Raw genomic sequence first — 21,138 nt, 5'->3', positions numbered from 1 at the left:
ATTTCTCTTTTTATTTGGTGTTGAACTGTAAAATTGTAAGAATGTCTTTTAAAGTTAAGTGTTTATTGAAAACAAACAAAGTGTGGCTTGTAAATATAATGAACTGTGTTTGTGATAAAAATGACGATAAGCCTGTTTGATTTTGACTTAGAATAGTACTTGCCAAATGCGTTTTTTAAGCAATTTATCCGATTTAGGTAACATGTATTACCAATTAAGTTTTTATATTTACCAAGCAATTTTATTTACAAATATTAAAACAGATGAACACAAAGAACTCTCCGTTCAAATATATACTCGATGGACCAACAGGTTCTTCAACGAGAATCCACAATAAGGATATGCTATACTTTGCTGGTGTAGGTTATTTTCAGTTGCAAAATCACCCTGAAATTATTCAGGCTTCGATAGATGCTTTGCAAAAATATGGAGTTACGGCAGCTACTTCCAGAGCTGGAATTGGTACTACCGATTTGTTATTGGAGCTGGATCAGAAAATTGCTGAGTATTTCGACACTGAAGATGCAGTTTATCTGCCATCAGGTTACTTGAGCAATATGGCTGGGATTCAGGCTTTGAAAGCGATGAAGAAATTTGATGTGATTTTTATGGACGAGGTAGTGCATTATTGCAACGAAGAAGCTGCGCTTACCACGGGTCTGCCTATTTATCGATTTAAATCAAGAGATGCTGAAGATTTGGAAAACCAAATCAAAACTCATTTAAAGGGAAATGAGAGACCCTTAATTGTTAGTGATGGAATGTTTCCGGTTTGGGCATGGATGGCACCCATTCCAGAATACCTGAAGATTGCCGAAAAATATGACGGCATTATCTGGCTTGATGATGCACATCCAGTTGGAATTATTGGGGAGCATGGACGAGGAACTTACGATTATCACAAGCTTAAATCGGAGCGATTGTATATGGGTGCAACCTTATCGAAGGCATTCGGTGCTTATGGTGGTTTTGTGCCAGGATCGGAAGAGTTTATCTACCATGTAAAACATGGACACATTGTTGATGGTGCAACATCACCAGTAAGTGCAGCGGCGGGTGCTGCTTTAAAAGGACTTCAATTGGTTAGCGATCATCCGGAATGGCGCGATACGATCAGGGCCAATGCAATGCGTTTGAAAAATGGTTTGCGCCAATTGGGTATTGAAGTAGAAAACAATGATTTTCCTGTTACTTCATTCAAAATTGGAAATGCAGAACAGATGCAAGCCATTCATGCCGAAGTGCTGAAGAGAAATATTTACATACAGTACACCAAATATATTGGAGCAGGTCCCGAAGGGGTTTTGCGAACCGTAATGTTCTCAACACACAGCAACGAACAAATCGATCTTCTTTTGGACAACTTAAAAGAGATCATCTAATTTCAACCTATTGATATGATTCGAATTGCAATTAATAAGGGACGACTAATCGATCCAGCCAATAAAATAGACTCAAAATTGAATTTGCTGATAGAGGATGGTAAAATTTCAGCAATATCCGATCAGGAATTACAAGCCGAAATTACCATTGATGCCAGTGGATTAATTATAGCGCCAGGCTTTATTGATATTCATATGCATGAAGCCAATATCGATGAAAAAACCGGGGAGTTTGAAGTAGGTACTTTCGAAAGCATGCTTAAAATGGGAGTTACCACGGCAATAGCGGGAAACTGTGGGTTTGGAGCAGAAAACCCAGTAGGATATTTAGATAAAGTAGATCAGGATTTAATTCCGATTAATTTGGGAATGCTACTTCCTCATAATTCATTGCGGTTGGCCATTCAGCATACCGACAAATATGCTTTGGCTAGCAAGGAACAGGTAGCTGAAATGGCTAAAATCGCAGATGAATGGATGTCGAAAGGACTTGCTGGCGTTTCCTTTGGGTTGCGTTATGTGCCTGGCGCCGATACCAATGAATATTTTGCTGTTGCCGAAATGGCGAAGAAGCACAATCGTGTGATATCGGCCCATATCCGCGACGATGCCGAAGGGGTGATTGACGCTCTTGATGAGTTTATTTCCTTCGGTTTAGATGGAAAAAGTAAAATGCAGGTATCGCACATTGGTAGCATGGCGGCTTTTGGACAGATGGACGATTTTCTCTCTGCAGTAGATCAATATAAAGCCCAGGGAGTAGATATTGCCTGCGATTGCTATCCGTATTATGCATTTTGTGTAGCCATTGGCCGAACAACCTATGATGATGGATTTCTAGAGCGATACAACACAGGTTATGATGCCATTGAAGTATTGGAGGGCGAATACAAAAATCAACGTTGTACTCCTGAATTATTCGAACATTTGAGGCAGAAACATCCCGATGTATTAACTACCGCACATGTAATGAAGAGTCAGGAAGTTGACCAGGCTTTATTACATCCAAATGTTATGATTGCAAGTGATGGCGTATTGAATAACATGCAAGGTCACCCAAGAGTATCAGGAACATTTCCAAGAGCTTTAAATTTATTGGTGAACCAACGTAAAAGCATGTCGGTATACGAAGTCATTCGAAAAATGACTCAAATGCCCGCAGAACGCTTAGGAATTGATAAGGGAAATCTGGCCATTGGAAAAGATGCCGACCTTGTTTTGTTTGGTTTGGAAGATATTCATGATACAGCAAGCTTTATCGAACCTACAGATGAACCTAAGGGCATTAAACATGTGATTGTAAATGGACAAATTGCTACTACCGATAATAAGATCGTAAACGCCAAACTGGGCAAATCACTAAGAATTCATTAAATCCTTATCATTTATGATTGTGAAGTATAAACAATATATCATAGCCTTAATTTCACTTGTTATCATATTTATTTTTCGTGAAGCGATATCAGAATTGCTTGTAGGAATCCAACCCATTATTCCACCTATTTTGGCAATTGTTTTGGCATTGGCTTTTAAGAATGTTTTTATTGCCTTGTTTACAGGTTGTTTTGTGGGATATTTTATCCTCTCTGATTACAATGTAATTGTGGGATCCGATCAGGCCTTTATGTCTTTTATTAAGGTTTTTGAAGACAACGATAATACCATTGTAATTTTGCTGGTGCTGCTACTGGGTGGTTTAATTCACTTGATTCAGAAATCGGGAGGGATCAACGGTTTTGTTGAATCATTAATTCAGAAGCGTTCGCTGATAAAATCGAAAAGAGGAGCCAATGTGTTTACATGGATGATTGGTGTGGTGGTATTTACTTCTGGCACTTTATCGAATTTAATTACTGGAACAATTGCGCGACCATTGAGCGACGCCATGAAGGTATCGCATGAAAAACTGGCTTACATTGTGCATTCTACTTCAACACCAGTGTGTGTATTAATTCCCTTGAGCGGATGGGGAGCCTACATGCTTGGACTCATAGAAGCCCAGGGAATTTCTAATGGTACCGAGGTGTTGGTAAAGTCTATTGCTTATAATTTTTATGCAATACTGGCAGCATTGGGGGCTTTGTTTTTTGCCTATACCAATAAAGATTTTGGTTTAATGAAGAAGGCTGAAATTCGCGCCAGTACCAAAAACCAACTGGATGATCCAAGGCATGCTAATGGCAAGGAAGAAAGTCAAAGTCAGAATCCAGAACTTGAAAATCACAGCTCCTGGTTAAATGTTTTTGCTCCGCTTATTGCCATGATTGTAATCATTATATTGGCCTTGTACATCACCGGAGGTGAAGGAGGAATTATTAAAGGAGATGGAATGAAATCGATTCTTTGGGGCGTTATATTGTCCACTTTCCTGGCAATGATCATGTACAAACTGCAGAAAATTTTTAAAGTCCGCCAGATGATAAAATTGATTTTTGCCGGTTGTGGAGAAATGGTATCGGTAGCTGCCATATTAATGTTTGCATTCTCGATGGGTGATGTTGTGAATCAACTCGAGGCTGGTGCTTTTTTAATTAGTAAGCTAGAGCATGTTTTAATTCCTGAATTGCTTCCGGCAATTGTGTTTATCATCAGTTGTATTATTTCATTTGCTACCGGAACTTCTATGGGAGCAATGGCAGTAATTATGCCACTGGCCATACCCATGGGTTTGCAATTGGAAATTAGCATTCCATTGCTATCGGCATGCGTGTTTGGAGGATGTATTTTTGGTGATCACTTGTCTCCAATTTCTGATACAACTGTTTTGTCGTGCGCAACCACGGGATGCGATGTGATGGATCATGTGCGAACTCAAATGCCATATGGTTTACTCTTTGGTGGCATATCGGTGGTATTGTTTTTAATCGCAGGCTTTTGGCTGTAATTATATCCAAAAAGTAGTAATGGCTTGATAATTCTTGATCATTTATTAGCAATTAAACAAAAAAAGAGGCACAAATTATTGTGCCTCTTTTTTTATGGATTTAGTATTCTATTTTATCGCCATGCAGATATCAGAAATTAAATCTTTTGGCTCTGTTTCCATCGGACTGTTACGGTAGAACTCCATAGGTGGAAATTTCTTGTTTTTCTTGAATTCTTTTGCTCTTTCCATGGCCATAATCGCGCTCCAGGCATTACCCGATAGTTGATATGGTCCAGTATGGCGAACCGTATGTACTTTGGTGGCAGGAAGATTGCCTTTAAACATTCCTGCAGGTATATTCGTAGGATCCTCTTTGATGCCTACACCCGAAGTGTATACAATTTTATTCTTGTTAAAATCGAACTTGTGATAAACAGAAAACCAATCGCAGGTAACGATGTTTTCATTGGCTTTGGCAAAATCCGATATTTTCTTAAAATCAGCTTCCATTACCTCGCCAATATTATCGATGGTGCATTCGCTTTTGACACCAACAAAATTGCAACCCTCAAATTGTGATTCACCAAGGAATTCAAGCTTGGCTTCAACATGCCCTTTTTCGATGTAATCTTTCAACATCAGCAAGCCGCGATCATAATCCATACCGATCAGGCGTTCCATCATTGTTTTCATCCAAAACATGAAAAATGGGAGAGAACCATCCATAGTCCAGGTTAGTTTTGTGCTGTTGTCGTCAATTTTTTCTACAATAAAATCAGTCTTGGCTTCCGATTTCCATGGTTTCAGGAACTTTAAATCGTACTGAATCAATCCTTCCTGCTCGTTTTCGATACTAATAATTCCCGATCCAATTCTTTTTCCGTCCCACTCGTGGCTTTTTCCATCATCAGAAACAGATTCTTTGGCTTCAGGTTCAAGAATAAACCAGGGCGACCATGGTTTCCATTGATTAAAATCTGTGATAACACTTTTTACTTTATCAACGCCAGCGGCGATTGTTATCGATTTTTCAACATGTGTTTTAGGCATAAGTGTAGTTATTAAGGGTTTCAATAATTTTTATAAAGAAGTGATTTCTATGGGAATAAAAGAAATCTAAAAGTTGAACTTAAAGGTAAGAATAAATGCAGCTTTCTTCAAGTGAAAACAAGCGCATCTTTTTCTATTATTTTGTTAATTCAAACTCTTCTACATCCAATTCTATTCCATTAATAATCAAAGACAATTTGTGAAGTCCTTGATAATATTTTCTTGTTGTGATTAGCCTGAAAGAGTGTTTTCGATTGATTTCTGTTTCCGACTTTTGCTCATATATCCTCTCACTGATCTTAAAAACTTTTTTCGATAGTGTTCCGTTCATTTTTTGATAGTAGATCCCATATTCCAAACGAATTTTTTCGTTTTTATCGGATCTATTATGGAGAGTAAAAGTAAAATCCAGATGGTCACCGATTTTAACTTTCCTGGTTTTAATTAGAAAATTTGCAATTCCAATTTGATCAATGGCTCCAAAACCAAACAGCTGCATTACCTCAATGTTTCCCTGCTTAAGCAAGCTTCGGCATGCGTGTTTAATCACCCAGTCAATGTCCTTCGAAACGCCTTGCCAATTCGTAGCTGTTCGAATCACCATATCAGGATTGTCTTTCGAGATATCGTTTAAATTGTTGGCAACACTTCGTCTTACATATTCCGATGAATCTGATTTTAACTTTTCCAATATTGGAAAAATTGATGCAGGATTCTTCTTAAGTGAAGGAAGTGCCATTGCCCATGGAAGACGAGGGCGACAACCTTCTGATGCAAGGCGTCTCACATCATGCTGTGGATGATCTGCCCATTTTAGCATTTGATTCATCATCTGCTTCTCGTATTTGATGATAAAGGGGCGAACAGCAAATTCACAGCTGGTAAATTGTGTAACTTGTTCGATAGCATGTATCGAACTTTCATACTCTTCCAGTCCGTATTGTTCTATAAAATCCGGAATAAACATGAATTCCAAAGCTTTATCGGTAATTCCATTTTTTTGACAGTAGGAAATCAGCGATAGTAATTGTATCGTACTCTCCTTAAAATCATTCGATAAGTGATTTTTTAGGCAGATGCTTATGTGTCGCATTCTTTGTTTGAGTTCACGTGAACTCCAATCTGCATCATAGATCTCATCCATAAAATCTGCAGCCTTAAAATGTGGAACTGTTTCGTCCAGGGCTTTGCATAGTAAAGCGAAAAACTCTTTATTATATAAATCTTTAAATAGGGTCGACATTTCTTTGATTTATTTATCCAGGTATTTTGAATTCAGTTTTTGAACCATTTCTACAAGCTGATTTCGCAAGATGACAGGCGAGATGACTTCCACACTGTCTAGCATGCACAGAATCCATCTTGCAAAACCATTAAGGTCAGGATTTAGGAATTTCATGTTTACGAAATTACCATCTTCCGTTTCGCCAAGATATCCATACCAATACTTCGACTCATGAATATACAAGGCCATTTTTTTCTCTATTCTTAATTCAACTTCGAAAGATTGATATTGTTCCCTTTCGCGAGCCAGGTATTCATCGAATGCTTTGTCGAGTTTTCTATTGTAAGTTTCGTTGCTTACTTCCAAATTTCGAATTCTATCGAGCCTAAAATCGCGATAGTCTTCTCTTAATCGACAATAGGCTATTAAATGCCAGTTTAATGCATAAAAAAGGAGGCCAATGGGTTCAACTTCGCGCAAGGAATGTTCCTGAGTGTAATGCGCGAAATACTCTAATTGTAGCACTTTAGATTTTACCAAAGCTTGTTGAATATCCTGAAGGTAAATGGAATCTCTTTGTGGAATTTCATAAGGACCGTTGAATACTTTAACCGAACTTTCCAGTTTCTCCAGTACCTCTTTGTCCTCGCTTTTCATTACCGATTTGATTTTGTACAAAGCATTCTGAAACGCATGATCGATCGTTTTATCCGAAGTATGTGGAATGATCTTCCCGGCAATCAAAATGGCAGATGCTTCTTCGCTTGTAAACATGATAGGAGGCAGAGAATAGCTATCATCAATATAGTATCCCAATCCGGCCTCAGCGCCAATAGGAATGCCACCTTCTTCCAAAGCGCGTATGTCGCGATACACAGTTCTTAAGCTGATGCTAAAACGATCGGCTATTTCCTGGGCTGTTACAACCTTTTTGCTTTGCAAGTGTGTTAAAATTGCTTGTAATCTGTCAATTCTGTTCAAAACTGGTATGGCTTGGTTTTACATTTATAAAAGTAAGAAGGAGTGTGAAAAAAATGATCTTTTTTACACTCCAAAATGAATTTTAATTGACTTGCAACTGAATTTCAGTAATGTTATTTGCCGGAGTATCAAAATCGCAATTGATATACAATTCACGACACGATTGTCCGGGAGTAAGATTTTCGGCTTTCATTTCATCTGTTAAGATTTGGTAGGAGTCCATTAAACTATCCCAGGAGCCCAGGTGTGTTTTCTTTACATGATTGTACTCATCGAGTTGTTCCAATTTAAATTTATCGCTTGTAAATGAGTTCCCAAAAGTGGCTACAGGCAAACAAATTTTCAAGTTGAATTCAGCTTCCATATCACACGATTCCCAGGTGTACACCCAGCATTGCGGACCAGTTGGATGCAAGCCTGCTTTTACTGCTTCTTTTACAATTTCTTGTGGGAAATTTTCAATTTTTGTGATTAAATCCTTAAAAGTTGTTCTTACATCTTTCGAGATTACTGTCATTGATGGTGCAGTTGCTTTTTTCATAATTTCCATTTTTACATTAACAATACATCAAAGCTAAATGGCAGTAGTGACAACCTTATGTCAGTAGGATTTTAATCAATGAATTTTTATCGAAAAAAAGATTAGTGTTTCATGTATAAGCTGAGTTCGTTTGAATGCTAAATTATCGATGTTTCTTAGCTTTGGTAAGCTTTACCATACTGGTTTTCTCACTTCGCAACCAATATCAATTTGGTGACATACATGGTTGGCAAAACCGTAACCAGCCTCTGAGTAGATGTCGTAAACGGCATCAACATTCATTTTTTCCAGCTGTCGGCGTTCATCTTCGAATCGTGCAATGGCTGCTACGCTTCCTTTATAGGTTGTTTTTTGAAGTCGCTCAACCGAATATAGATTTGATTTATGATCGTTCATACAAAGCATTACAAGGCGAACCTTATGGTGGTTCGATTTCTGGAAAATATTCTCCCAGAATTCACTATCCGCAGCATCATCCTGCTGAATATTCTTGCCTTCTTTCTTCAAACGTTGCACCACATCGTAGTTATAGTCGAGTCCCAACACTTTTCGCCCATAGGTTTGATTCAACTGATCGTAAACTGCCAAACCAAGTTTTCCCATACCAAAAACCAGGATTTCTGCTTCGCCAATATCAAATGCCTTATCGTAAACCAAACGTTTTTTGGTTTCGTATTTTCGCAGGTAATCTTTTGCCAGGTAGTAAATTTTATGCGCCTTAGAGTTAAGTGGCGACGATATAATAAAGGTAATGGCAACTGCAATGGCAATGGAAACCAACCAATCGGATGGAATAAGTCCTTTGCCTACAGCTATGGAAGCAACAATTAACCCAAACTCGCTAAAGTTGGCCAAAGCCAACGAAGTAAATACCGAAGTTCTTGCACGAACTTTAAATCGGGTTAGAACCCAAAAGTATAAGATCACCTTAAAATTGACAGCCACTGCAAGAATCAAAGCCAGAATGAGCATCTGAACACTTGGCAATCCAATTAATCCGATGGACAAGAAGAATCCGATCAGGAAAATATCTTTAAAACTCATTAAAGAGTCAGCCAATTCTTTGGCTTTCTTATGATTGGAAATTAATACACCAATTACCAAGGCTCCCAAATCTGCCTTTAAGCCAACAAATTTAAACAATTCGGCTCCAACCACAAATGCCAGGAAAAAGCCATATAAAATCAGGATTTCGCCATGGCCAATTTTGTCTAATATCAGTAATAAAACCGGACGAATTACTACAAATAAAACAGGCAGGCCAATGGCCCAGTAACTTGGCAATTTCCCAGCCACAATCACAATATACAATACGGCAAAAATGTCCTGTATAATCAGGATACCAATAGATAAAACACCATAGGCCGATTTTAATTCACTTTTTTCTTCCAGGATTTTAACGGCATAAATGGTACTCGAAAAACTGAGTGCAAAGCCGATGATTAGCGCTTGTTGCCATGTAAAATCGGTGAAAATTTGTAGAGAAGTATAACTCAGTCCAAAGAGAATTACTGCCATAAGCAGGGTCACCATTAACATGTGAATGGAAGCACCACCCCAAATTTCCCGATGCAGGAGATCTTTAATTCGCAACTTTAAACCAATGGTAAAAAGGAGTAGGGTAATCCCCAAATCAGAGATGCTTTGAATTAAATCATCTGATTCTGCACCAAAATATTTTAATGTAAAACCTGCCAACAGATAACCTACCAAAGGAGGCAATCCAATTAATTTGACAAGAAGTCCTAAACCAAATGCAATAGCTAACCATACCGGATCCATAGTGATGTTTTTAAGAGATTCAATTCCGCGCTCCTCTTGCGGAAATTTAAAAATAGATAAATAATGAACAATGAGCAATAGCTCTTGCTAATGATATTTAGGTATTTTTTAGCACATAATAACTAGTAGGTAACTCTTGTTTGTATTAAATTTTGAGTGCTCTGTACCTTGTATTGCCTATATGTTCAGTGTTTTACAAACTGAGCAAAAGACGCTTAACTTAAAATCCCAATAAATAGCGATTGATTGACATGTGTTTCCCTTATACTTTTGTCGGTGTAATTAATCTAAATAAACACAAAATGCAAAACATCGGAATTTTTTACGGTTCATCAACCGGAAATACAGAAACAGTAGCTAAACAAATACAAGAAGAGCTTGGCGCAGATATCGCAAGCACTTTTGATGTTGCTGATGCCAAAGCAACAGATATTGAAAAATTCAATAATATCATTTTTGGTACATCAACATGGGGAATTGGTGATTTACAGGATGATTTTGAAGGCTTTTTATCAGAAATTTCAAATGCAAATATGGATGGTAAAAAGGTTGCACTCTTTGGTTTGGGCGATCAGTATTCCTATTCCGATTCCTTTGTTGATGGCATTGGTGAAATTTTTGAACTATTAGAAAAGAAAAATTGTGAAGTAATTGGGGAAACTGCTACTGACGGTTACGAATACGATGCTTCAAGAGCCGAAAAAGATGGTCGGTTGGTTGGATTGGCTTTGGATATTGAAAACCAGGACGATCAGACTGAAGATCGTGTGGCTGACTGGGTAGCAGAACTTAAAAAACAATTTAACTAAGATCGTATGAAACTAACTTGCACTGATTATAAAACTGCCGATATGCAGATATTGATTCATCATGTTTATGAATACAACAAAGGCTTACGTAGCTTGGTTTTGCATACCATGAATAGCAGTGAGAGGGAAAAAACAGAAAAGTTATTGCAACGAAAGGGGATCAGTTATTTTCTTCAAACTGTGAGTGAGAGTAAGATCAATGTCTTCTTTGGAAAAGAAGAATGTATTCAGATTGTTAAATCTTTTGGTGACAAATCATTATCAAATTTTACCGATGAACAGGATTTTATTCTGGGTATCATGCTAGGTTACGCAAGAAGTCAGCAGTATGATCGATACATTAAAAGAAAAGGAATCAATACCGAACTGATCAGTGCAAAATTAGTTGGCTAACAGAACATAAATAAAGATTTTTCTTTTGCTATTAATTCGATACTCACCTTAGATGGTTTTTCCATTCTTTGGTGAGTGTTTTTTTAGATAGAAAAGGGAAAAATCATAACATATGGTGATTGTATGTTAATTGCAAACATGTTTACTTTGTTAGTGTTCAAATTATGCAAATCATTATTACGTTTGATAAAATAATTGGATAGAAAAGATCAAAAATATGCAAAATGTTGAAGTTTTAATCAGGCCATGATTAGTATTATTTTTAGTGTTATTTAGTAGTATTCACCATTTTGTTTTGTAGTCTAGATGTAGTACGCAATAAGCTTAGTTTTCACTACGTCTTAATAAATATTCCCCAAGGATTAGTTACCCTTGGGGATTTTTTTATTTAGTAATGAATTATTTTGATGGAAAGAATTGAACAATTAGTCTTATCATGATTATTTTATTATTCTTCACCAACTACAGGCAATTGGCTTATGGTACATTCTTGGCTCTTATTTCTTAGTAAATTTATTATTGTAATATTACTTCCAGATAAAACTATTGGTAATGAATGCATTGAGAGGGTAGTTAATTGAAATGGCTGTTGTTTATGTAATATTTATTGCAGCTCTTACCTACTTGTTGTTAATCATTTATAAGGATTAAAAGTGTTTTTCATAGCCATAATATACCCAATTCTCAGGATTGACCTCAGCATGGATTTATTCTAGTTTTGAAATCAGAATAAAGGATAAAAAACACCACTTATGCAAGGCAAACTTAAAGCGCTTTTCCTCTTTGTAGCAATACTTGGAGTACATACTACAATAAAAGCACAAAACTCTCAAATTCAATTCTTACAAAAGAATAATAAGCCACTCACATATGCTAACGTTAGTTGGCAAGTTATGAATCAACCCAAATGGATAGGATATGCAGCTTCGGACGAGAATGGTTTCATTAATATACCTGTTAATCCTGATAAAAATATTATTGTAAATGCCACTTGTGTTGGATACAAATCAGTAATTGATACCATTGTTCCTGCCAATACTAAAATAATTATTGTTGAGGAAGATGTTCTGAATTTAGAACAGGTTACCATTACAGGAACCAGAACACCACATACACTAAAAAATGCTCCGGTATTGACCCAGATGATTACTGAGCAGGATATTGAGGCAGTAGATACAGAAACGCTTACAGATGTGTTGGAAGTGGAAATGCCAGGGATGGAAATGGCACGTCATGGTGGAACTCCTGTAATGAATGTAATGGGCTTGGAATCGCAATATTCTTTAGTTTTGATAGATGGTGCCAGAATGGCAAAAGGCCTTCACAAATCGGTTGATTATACACGTATTAATACAGCTAATATTGAGCGTATTGAAATAGTTCGCGGTGCCAGTTCAGCATTATATGGTTCCAGTGCTATGGGAGGCGTTATTAATGTAGTAACTAAAAAACCTTCAAAAAAACTAAATGTTGCTGTGGACCTAAGATTCCAGCAAAGAAATCAGAAAAATCATTCTCAGCGGGATCTGGACAATGCCGATGATGATTATGCCAGGGACTTTTTTAAGAATATCGATAAACCAAATTTAAATGGGAACTTATCATTAGGTTACAAGCGAGAAAACTTCTTTTCCAATACTTTCTTCAATTACAAAAGTTCTGATGCTTATAAGCTCACAAATACTGAGGGTGTAAAAAGATATTACCAAGATATTGATAAGGTAGTAATAGAAGAAGTTAGTGGTGGAACAGAAATTTATGGCTATTCTGATTTTACCATTAATCAAGAGTTCGGCTATAAGTTAGATCGCTGGGATTTTAATTTAGGAGGAAGCTATTTTAGACATAACGAATTTGATTTTACCAATGATGCTGTGCATGAATTATACAAGAGTCATTCTTTAAAGGCAAAAGCAAAGCGTACAATTCATGATAACAGTTTTATTTCTTTTACTCACAATTACGATGACTACTTAAGGTTCGATTACGGTGAAATTTCCGATACCAAGACGAAAACTCACGATAATGCTTACCATACAAGTAAATTGACCTATACAAACAAACTTGGGAAACACAATTTGCTTGCAGAAGTTGAGCATGTATATCAAGCATTGGAAACCGATAAGTTTATTACTGATGTGATGAGCTCAAAAAGTACCAATAACAGTGTTTTGGTTCTACAAGATCAGTTTAAATTGAATGACGCTACTAGCCTGGTTCTGGGTTTAAGAACTGGATATCATACTACATTCGATTTTCATACCTCACCATCTGCAACCATAAAGCAGAGTCTTGGACCCTTCAATGTGCGCTTGTCCTATGCAAGAGGATTCCGTTCACCAGATTTAAAGGAGCTTTACATGAATTGGAGTCATTTGGGAATGTTTCAGATTATCGGGAATACTGATTTGAAACCAGAAACCAATGATTATTATGCATTTTCGCTTGATTTTATTAATGGTGCGAGAAATTTGAATGCTACCTTAATTACTTCCTTTAATAAAGTTCACGACAAGATTGATGGTATTTGGACCAATAATGAAACCGAATACAGATATGTGAACTTTGATGATGCCGAGATATTCACAGTTGAAGGATTGTTGAAATGGAAATTTCATCAAAACTTCAAGTTAAAGGCTGGATATATCTATCAGAAAAGTGTGAAATCAACAGATGCTCAGGATCTTTCATCGATGAGCCCAATGGCCCTGACCGGACAATTGGAGTATAAAATTACAAAAGGCAAATACAGGCTAATTGCCAATTTATCGGGAAAGGTAACCGGAAAGAAAGATGTGATTTCGCAGGATACCGATGAAGAATCATCATACAATGGAGAATACTACAAAGTAAAATATCCCACTTATTCGGTATGGAACCTAACACTTAGTCAATACTACGGAAAAAATATAAAGTTAAAGTTGGGAGCAAAGAACTTGTTTGATTACAAAGCTCCTATAGCAACTTTTAATTCTCATATCAGTCCGGGGCGCAAGTTCTTTGTTGCTATCGGATATAAATTCTAATAACAAAATTATTACTAACAATTAATATCTAAAAGGATGAAAAAAAATAAGTTAATTATGATGTTTGTTGCTCTTGCAACTATGGTTGGATTCTCTTCTTGCGATGATGATGATGATCCGGTAAATGCAATTGAAAAAGAAGTTACTATTGATGCTTCTTCGTACACTGAATGGGTTTATTTCTCTTTTGAAAAAGGTGATGTGGTTGGAACTTCTAATGTTGATGAAGAAAGAGCAGGCCTTGATTGGGATATTGCATTTCATAGATATGATGTGCGCTTGAATTGTGGTGAATCAGGAGATGGAAATGGTGGTGCTTTTTTATCAGAAGGCAATATTGCAAAAACTGGTTGGGATGCGATATTAGAAGCTCCAGAAACAGGATATTCCGTTGATACAAAGCAAAGTGTAATCAAAAATATTATTTCTGGAGGTGATTTTGAGTATGCCGAAGTGGGTGCTACAAATGTGATTACAGGTGGAATGGTAAACATACAAGCAGGTATGGAAGGTGGATCTTGGTTAAAAATGTCTTATTCTCCTGGAGCAAATGGCCCATCATATGAAGCAACAAATCAAATATTTGTGGTGAAAACAGCTGATGGAAAGTATGCTAAAATCTGGCTAAAAAGATATGTAAATGAAGCTAATGAAACAGGTAAAATAACCATGAAGTATGCTTATCAGGAAGACGGTTCAAAGAAACTAAACTAAAATTCCTTTTTTAAACGAAAGGAATCTCCCGACAAATAAACATGCACAGGGATGGGCAAAATTTGCTCATCCCATTTTTCCTTATTTGACATTACACCTATAAACCACCGCCTCGTGAAAAATAGAATTTACAAAATAAGCCGCTGGATACACAAATACTTCGGTTTATTCTTCCTCCTGTTTATGGGATGGATGAGTCTTTCAGGAGTTATTTTAAATCATCCTGATTTAATCCAAAACATCTCGGTACACAGATTTCTTGTTCCTAAGCAATACCAACCTGAAAACTGGAACCGATCGAGCCTTAAAGGAATTGAATACATGGGTGATTCCTTGTTAATTTACGGAAGACAAGGAGTGTTTTTATCTCACGACAAAGGGAAAACCTGCACCCCCTTTATGAAAGGAGAGTTTCCAACATCAGCTTTAGGCAAAAGAACTAATCACCTGTTTTTTTCCAATAAAGAACAATTGCTGCTAAGTGCAACTAACCAGGGGTGTTTTCAATTCAATTTTAATCAAGGTATATGGCATAAACTTCCTTTGCCTGAAGGTGATCATTCCATTTTAAAAATATTAGATACCGATGATCATTATTTATTGGTATCAAAATCTGATGTATATCAAACATCAGGAAATAAGAGCAAGCTAACATTCGAAAAGTTAAGTCTAAAAAAGAAGATATACTCAAGCAACATTTCGTTAATACAAGTTTTTTTCCAATTGCACGATGGTTCTATCTGGGGATTACCCGGGCGTTTAGTTTGGGACTTAGCAGGATTGGTCTTGTTCTTCCTGTGTATATCGGCATTTTATATTTGGTATTATCCTAAAAAATGGAAGCGTCGTTACAAGAAAAAAGGCAAAAGGGCTAGTCATTCTGAAAAATCAGCTCGAAATTTCTTTTTTAAATATCACAAAAAACTGGGCTGGTATTTTGCCATACTTCTAATCATTATCACATTCACAGGAATGTTTTTAACTCCCGTATTTATGATGACTCTTGTTAATGGAAGTATAAGTTCAAAATATTATCCTGCCATTCAAGATAAAAATCCCTGGAATCATAAAATTAGAAATGCCCTATATGATAGTCAGAAAAATCAACTGGTTTTAGATTGTTCGGATGGTGTATGGGCCGGATCATGCAGTAGCGAAGAAGAGTTTCAAAAAATAAGTTTACCAGTAAGAATTTTTGGCATGGGTACAACTGTATTTAGGGAAGAAAAACCCGGTTCCTGGTTGGTGGGATCCTTTGGTGGTTTGCACCGAGTTGATAAGGAAGCAGATCAAAGTGAAAAAATACTACAAACAAAAAAAGATAACAATTCCGGAAGGCCAGCTTCAACCTTTGTAACAGGTTATCAAAAGTTACCTGATGGAAAACAATATATACTAGGACATTACAAAGGCATTTGTAATGATAAGGGAGAAAAATTAAATGATGTTCTTCCAATGCCCAAACACATTATAAAGAAAAGTAAACTGCCATTGTGGAATTACATGTTTGAATTGCACAATGCAAGAATTTTTAGAGGAGGTATTGGAGCCTTTTATATGCTTATTATCCCCCTTGGAGGATTATTATGCCTTTTAATGTTAATGGCAGGAGTTCTCGATTATTGGTTAACTAAACCTAAAGCACGCAATAGAAATTAATAATATGTCATGAGATTGATAACTAAAAAATTTAAGATTACGATTGGTTTAATAGCACTAGTGACGCTATTTATTTTTTACCAGGCAAAACTTGCACCTACAAAAATCGGTTTAATAAATTATCCCGAGTTTTTATTCACAAAAATTGCCAAGTCGAATGAAAGTAGATTTGTTTCTGTGAATAACATTCCTGTTGATCAATTAAATAAATTAGAGCGATACGACATGTTAATTGTGTTTGGTATGGGTATTCGCTTGTCTGAGGAAGGTGAAAAAGAAATCGTAAAAGCCGGAGAAGAAGGAACAAAGATATACTTGCAGGCATCTACTAATCCAAGACTGAAACTTACAAATTTAGAAGGTGAACAGCTTGATAATATAAGTGAATATCTAAGTAATGCAGGAAGTAAAAACTATCGAAACATGTTAAACTATATCCGTAAGGTGATTGATGAAAAATCATTTATGACGGATGAATTCGAGGAACCGCAAGAGATTGCTTCGGATGTTTTGTTTCATGTGGATGAAGAAGTGGCCTATGAAAAAGTAAGCGAATTTGAAGACTATTGCCTGGAGAAGGGATTTCATAAGCCAGGGGCCAAAAAAGTAGTCTTGTTTACCAGTATTCCCGGTCCGTTTAATACCAATCGTGACCATATGAACAGTATGATTAAAGAGTTGGAAGGGAGAGGATTAAATGTATATCCAATTGCCGCATTCAGGGGCAGGTTGTCGTACATGCAAGAAATTAAACCCGACTTGGTGATTTATATGCCTCATGGAAGAATTTCAATGGGAGGCTCGCCAAAAAGAATGGAGGCCTGGCTAAAAGAACTGAATGTTCCAGTGCTATGCCCGGTAAGTGTTTTCAATCGATATGATGATTGGTTGAAAGACAAACAAGGAATGTTTGGAGGCCTTTTGAGTCAATCGGTTACAATGCCAGAATTCGATGGAGGAATTGTACCATATGCCGTTTTTGCCCAATTCGAAGATGAAAATGGTTATTTGCTATTTAAACAAATTCCAGGTAGACTCCAAAAATTTGGAGATATCGCAGAGAAATATATTGCCCTTGCTGACAAAACTAATCAGGATAAAAAACTGGCCATTGTATACTTCAAAGGTCCGGGTAAAAACTCATTGGTTGCGGCCAATTTAGAGGTTTTACCTTCGCTTCACAACATGCTTCTGCGTCTGAGAAAAGAGGGTTATGATTTGGGTAATTTACCCGAAAAATATGATGATTTTGAGAACGTTGTCATGAAAAAAGGTCCTGTCTTAGGTCCTTATGCCGAAGGGGCATTCGATAAGTATCTAAAAAATGGGGACCCTGAGTTAATTTTGGCTGAAGAATATGAAGATTGGTGCCATGAAATGTTGCCTGCTGAATTGTACGAAGAGGTGGAAAGAAGATATGGAAAAGCTCCAGGTTCTTACATGTCGGTTTACAAAAATGAGAAGGATTACCTTGCTGTTGCAAGGGTGAAATTTGGGAATGTGGTATTGCTTCCACAACCATTACCAGGATTGGGGAAAAATGAATTTCAATTGATTCATGGTGCAAAGGTAGCGCCTCCTCATGCTTATATCGCACCTTATTTTTGGATTCAAAAAGGCTTTAAAGCCGATGCAATTTTCCATTTTGGAACTCACGGTAGTTTGGAGTTTACGCCTGGAAAGCAAATTGCTTTGTCTGACTATGATTGGACCGATCCATTAATTGGAACAGCACCGCATTTCTACGTGTATACAATAAGCAATGTGGGAGAAGGGATGATTGCTAAAAGAAGAAGTTATGGTGTGTTGCAAACCTATCTGACCCCACCATTTATCGAAGCAAAGGCAAATAAAGAAAAGGATGATATTCGCAAGAAAATGCTAAGATATGAGCAGGCGAAAGGATCACTTAAAGCAGAATATGCTTTAAACATTAAGAAACTGCTAATCGAAACAGGATTGAACAAAGATTTGGATCTTGATTCTGTATCAACAAGTGCCTATACGCCAGAACAAATGATGGATATTGCCAACTACCTGGAAGAAATCGAACATGAAAAAATTACAGGTGGTTTATATACCATGAATGAACCTTATTCTAAAGCCAAGTTAGATGAAACCATTCGTTTGATGTATGAGGATGTATTGGCTTATAATATGGCTGAAATAGACATCATCAAAGGGAAAATATCACGTTCCGAATTGGATCGAAAAGCCTTTTTTAATGAAGAATATCTACTTCCAGCAAAGAAACACTTGTCGACCATTCTAAAGCTAAAGAATGATGATAATTATGCATCGAGAATGATTAGTAAAGCAGACATGGATAGAGCTGCAAGCTGGAAAAATAAGGATGGAAACAAACACACGAAGAAAAGAAGACACCCTCATGCGGTACACGCGAAAGAAAGTGAGGATGTAAGTGAAAAGGAGAAGAAAGAGGTTCGTAAATTGATGATAAAGATTTTGCCTGATACGGAAAAAACCTCATTCCTGAACAAGCAGAAATCGGAGAAAGAGTATGAAAAAACCATGGGGATGTTTGATCCTTCTAAGGCTTCCAGAATAAAGAGAATGGCCAAAATGATACCGGCTATGGAAAAAGCCTTGAACATGGCTAACGATTCTACAATGAAAGCGGTTCTTCACTTGATGAAAAAAGAGGAGTTGAGAGAACTGGCTTTACAATATCTTGACGACAAAAATTTGCTCCAGGAAGTAGAAGAGGAAAAGAAGAGGCAGGATGCTCAGTTGTTGGCCAGAGCTTTGTCGAAACCTATGATGATGGTTTCTGACCTTACTGCTGAGAAAATCAGCAATATGCCTTTGAAAAATCTTGAAATGAATCAACGTGTTTTAAGTTTCTATCAGAAGAAATCGAAACAACTAATTCAACTCTTAAAAAAGAATAAAGATGAAAGTGCAATTAAATTAAGCACATTTATCAATGGAGAGTTAAATGAAATTAACAAAGCAAATTCTGAGAACTTGGATCGTCTTACTGAAAGGGAGAAGAATTTTGCTGCTGCTGTTTCCGAGTTGGAAAACAGCATAAAATCGGTTCTTGAAAAGCGCGAAAGCTTAAAAATGAGTCCTGAATATGAATTAAGAGCAATCGTAAATTCCCTAAATGGAGGTTATACACCACCTAGTCCAGGAGGCGATCCGGTCACCAATCCTGCAACTGTGGCCACAGGTAGAAATTTATATGCGGTAAGTGCTGAACATACACCATCGAAGGAAGCCTGGGAAGTAGGAAAAAAACTTGGCAATAGCTTAATAGATAATTACAAAAAGAACAATGAAGGAAACTATCCTCAAAAGATTGGTTTCACTTTATGGTCGGCAAGTTATATTGAAACAGAAGGAACGACCATAGCTCAGATTTTATACATGTTAGGTGTTGAACCTGTTTGGGATCCGTTTGGGAGAGTAAAAAACATCCGATTAATACCTGCCGAAGAACTTGGTCGCCCAAGAATTGATGCAGTTGTTCAAACCTCAGGCCAGTTAAGAGACTTGGCGGCTTCCAGATTGTTCTTAATCAATAAGGCCATTTCAATGGTAGCAGAAGCCAAAGAGGAAAGAAATTCAAATTTTGTAGCTGAAGGAATGCTGGCAGCTGAGAAGCTATTAATAGAGAAGGGATTTTCGCCTAAAGAAGCCAGGAAACTTTCCAAGCAAAGAATTTTTGGGGGTGTGAATGGCAACTATGGAACCGGTATTATGGGAATGGTTGAAAGTAGCGACCGTTGGGACAGTACAAAGGTTGTTGCTCAAACCTATATCAATAATATGGGCGCTAGTTATGGCGATGAAGAAAGCTGGGGCGATTTTGGTAAAGGTGTATTCGAAGCGGCACTCCTGAATACAGATGCAGTTGTGCAACCTCGCCAAAGCAATACCTGGGGAGCTTTAAGTCTCGACCATGTATATGAGTTTATGGGCGGTTTAAACCTCGCGGTGAAAGAAGTTACAGGGAAAGATCCCGATTCATACTTTAACGATTTTAGAAACTCGTCTAATCCGCGGGTACAGGGCTTAAAAGAAGCCATTTGGGTAGAAAGCCGAACAACATTACTAAATCCAAGGTACATAAAGGAATATATGCAGGGAGGAGCCTCTTCGGCAGAGTCATTTGCAGAAACATTCCGTAACACTTTTGGTTGGAATGTGATGAAACCAACAGTAATAGAAAACCGCCTTTGGGATGAGTTATATGATACCTATGTGCAAGACAAGAAAAATTTGAATGTACATGAATTCTTCAAGAGAGAAAACCCATATGCCTTGCAAGAAATGACTGCAATTATGCTTGAAACAGTTCGCAAAGGAATGTGGAAAGCCAGCCAGGAACAAATTGATGCTATGGCTAAGCTGCATACCGAATTGGTAAAAGAATACGAAGCAGGTTGTAGTGGTTTTGTATGCGACAATCAAAAGTTAAGAGGATTTATTAGCCAGCAGGTAAGTCTGGAATTGTCTGAAGCATACAATCAACAAATCAATACGGTTAGAGAAGCACCTAAATCGGAGTCGAAAGATAATGTTGTCCTGAAAAAAGAGGAGAAAATCAATCCGTTACACGAAAAAGAGAATTCATTTACACTTAATACCTGGGTGATTTTTGGAGCAATTGGCTTAATTATGGCATTGATTGTTTTATTTATTGTAAGAAGACGAAGATTGAACTAATTAAACATTGGTAGA

14 protein-coding genes are annotated in these 21,138 nt (G+C 37.1%); 9 read left to right on the top strand and 5 right to left on the bottom strand.

Translation table 11 applies throughout. The features are described from left to right. Window positions 1-263: 263 nt before the first annotated feature. The 3 genes from ELS83_RS00880 to ELS83_RS00870 are packed head-to-tail and all read left to right on the top strand — an operon-like array spanning window position 264 to window position 4,266. Window positions 264-1,382, top strand: coding sequence for an aminotransferase class I/II-fold pyridoxal phosphate-dependent enzyme (locus tag ELS83_RS00880; protein WP_171593608.1), 1,119 nt, complete (start codon window positions 264-266; stop codon window positions 1,380-1,382). A gap of 15 nt (window positions 1,383-1,397) precedes the next feature. Then, entirely contained in the window at window positions 1,398-2,756 is a 1,359-nt protein-coding gene (locus ELS83_RS00875) for an amidohydrolase family protein (protein ID WP_171593607.1), read from the top strand. A 13-nt stretch (window positions 2,757-2,769) separates the two neighbouring features. Then, window positions 2,770-4,266, top strand: a complete 1,497-nt coding sequence (locus ELS83_RS00870) for a Na+/H+ antiporter NhaC family protein (protein ID WP_171593606.1) — start codon at window positions 2,770-2,772, stop codon at window positions 4,264-4,266. 108 nt (window positions 4,267-4,374) lie between these two features. On the opposite strand, the gene ELS83_RS00865 is transcribed toward ELS83_RS00870, so the two are convergent. The 5 genes from ELS83_RS00865 to ELS83_RS00845 all read right to left on the bottom strand — a co-directional run bounded on the left by ELS83_RS00865 (window position 4,375) and on the right by ELS83_RS00845 (window position 9,827). Then, window positions 4,375-5,298, bottom strand: a complete 924-nt coding sequence (locus ELS83_RS00865) for an SRPBCC family protein (protein WP_171593605.1) — start codon at window positions 5,296-5,298, stop codon at window positions 4,375-4,377. 136 nt (window positions 5,299-5,434) lie between these two features. Beyond that, a complete protein-coding gene (locus tag ELS83_RS00860; protein WP_171593604.1) occupies window positions 5,435-6,541 on the bottom strand; it encodes a DNA alkylation repair protein in 1,107 nt (368 codons plus the stop codon). A 9-nt stretch (window positions 6,542-6,550) separates the two neighbouring features. Further along, window positions 6,551-7,504 (bottom strand): helix-turn-helix transcriptional regulator, encoded by a 954-nt coding sequence (locus tag ELS83_RS00855; RefSeq protein ID WP_171593603.1) that lies wholly within the window; start codon window positions 7,502-7,504, stop codon window positions 6,551-6,553. A gap of 82 nt (window positions 7,505-7,586) precedes the next feature. Continuing rightward, on the bottom strand, window positions 7,587-8,045 hold the full coding sequence (locus ELS83_RS00850) for a GyrI-like domain-containing protein (RefSeq protein WP_171593602.1): 459 nt from the start codon (window positions 8,043-8,045) through the stop codon (window positions 7,587-7,589). A gap of 171 nt (window positions 8,046-8,216) precedes the next feature. Next, entirely contained in the window at window positions 8,217-9,827 is a 1,611-nt protein-coding gene (locus ELS83_RS00845; RefSeq protein WP_171593601.1) for a cation:proton antiporter domain-containing protein, read from the bottom strand. Between the two features lie 302 nt (window positions 9,828-10,129). On the opposite strand from ELS83_RS00845, the gene ELS83_RS00840 reads away from it, so the two are divergent. From ELS83_RS00840 to ELS83_RS00815, 6 genes are all read left to right on the top strand, one after another. After that, a complete protein-coding gene (locus ELS83_RS00840) occupies window positions 10,130-10,636 on the top strand; it encodes a flavodoxin (protein ID WP_171593600.1) in 507 nt (168 codons plus the stop codon). A 6-nt stretch (window positions 10,637-10,642) separates the two neighbouring features. Continuing rightward, the gene (locus ELS83_RS00835; RefSeq protein WP_216616285.1) at window positions 10,643-11,029 is read left to right on the top strand and encodes a DUF2023 family protein; all 387 of its coding nucleotides are present in this window, start codon (window positions 10,643-10,645) and stop codon (window positions 11,027-11,029) included. Window positions 11,030-11,781: 752 nt separating this feature from the next. Next, window positions 11,782-14,055 carry a TonB-dependent receptor gene (locus ELS83_RS00830; protein WP_171593599.1) on the top strand — a complete coding sequence of 758 codons (2,274 nt, stop codon included), beginning with the start codon at window positions 11,782-11,784 and terminating at the stop codon, window positions 14,053-14,055. A 36-nt stretch (window positions 14,056-14,091) separates the two neighbouring features. Next, window positions 14,092-14,769 carry an HmuY family protein gene (locus ELS83_RS00825; protein WP_171593598.1) on the top strand — a complete coding sequence of 226 codons (678 nt, stop codon included), beginning with the start codon at window positions 14,092-14,094 and terminating at the stop codon, window positions 14,767-14,769. Window positions 14,770-14,883: 114 nt separating this feature from the next. Then, window positions 14,884-16,428 (top strand): PepSY domain-containing protein, encoded by a 1,545-nt coding sequence (locus ELS83_RS00820; RefSeq protein WP_171593597.1) that lies wholly within the window; start codon window positions 14,884-14,886, stop codon window positions 16,426-16,428. 9 nt (window positions 16,429-16,437) lie between these two features. After that, window positions 16,438-21,123, top strand: a complete 4,686-nt coding sequence (locus ELS83_RS00815) for a cobaltochelatase subunit CobN (protein WP_171593596.1) — start codon at window positions 16,438-16,440, stop codon at window positions 21,121-21,123. Window positions 21,124-21,138 lie beyond the last annotated feature (15 nt).

The organism is Marinifilum caeruleilacunae (genome assembly GCF_013141825.1).
GTDB classification, from domain to species: Bacteria; Bacteroidota; Bacteroidia; order Bacteroidales; family Marinifilaceae; genus Marinifilum; species Marinifilum caeruleilacunae.
The sequence above is the reverse complement of the archived record's forward strand: the minus strand, read 5'-3'. Positions and strand labels throughout refer to the sequence as shown.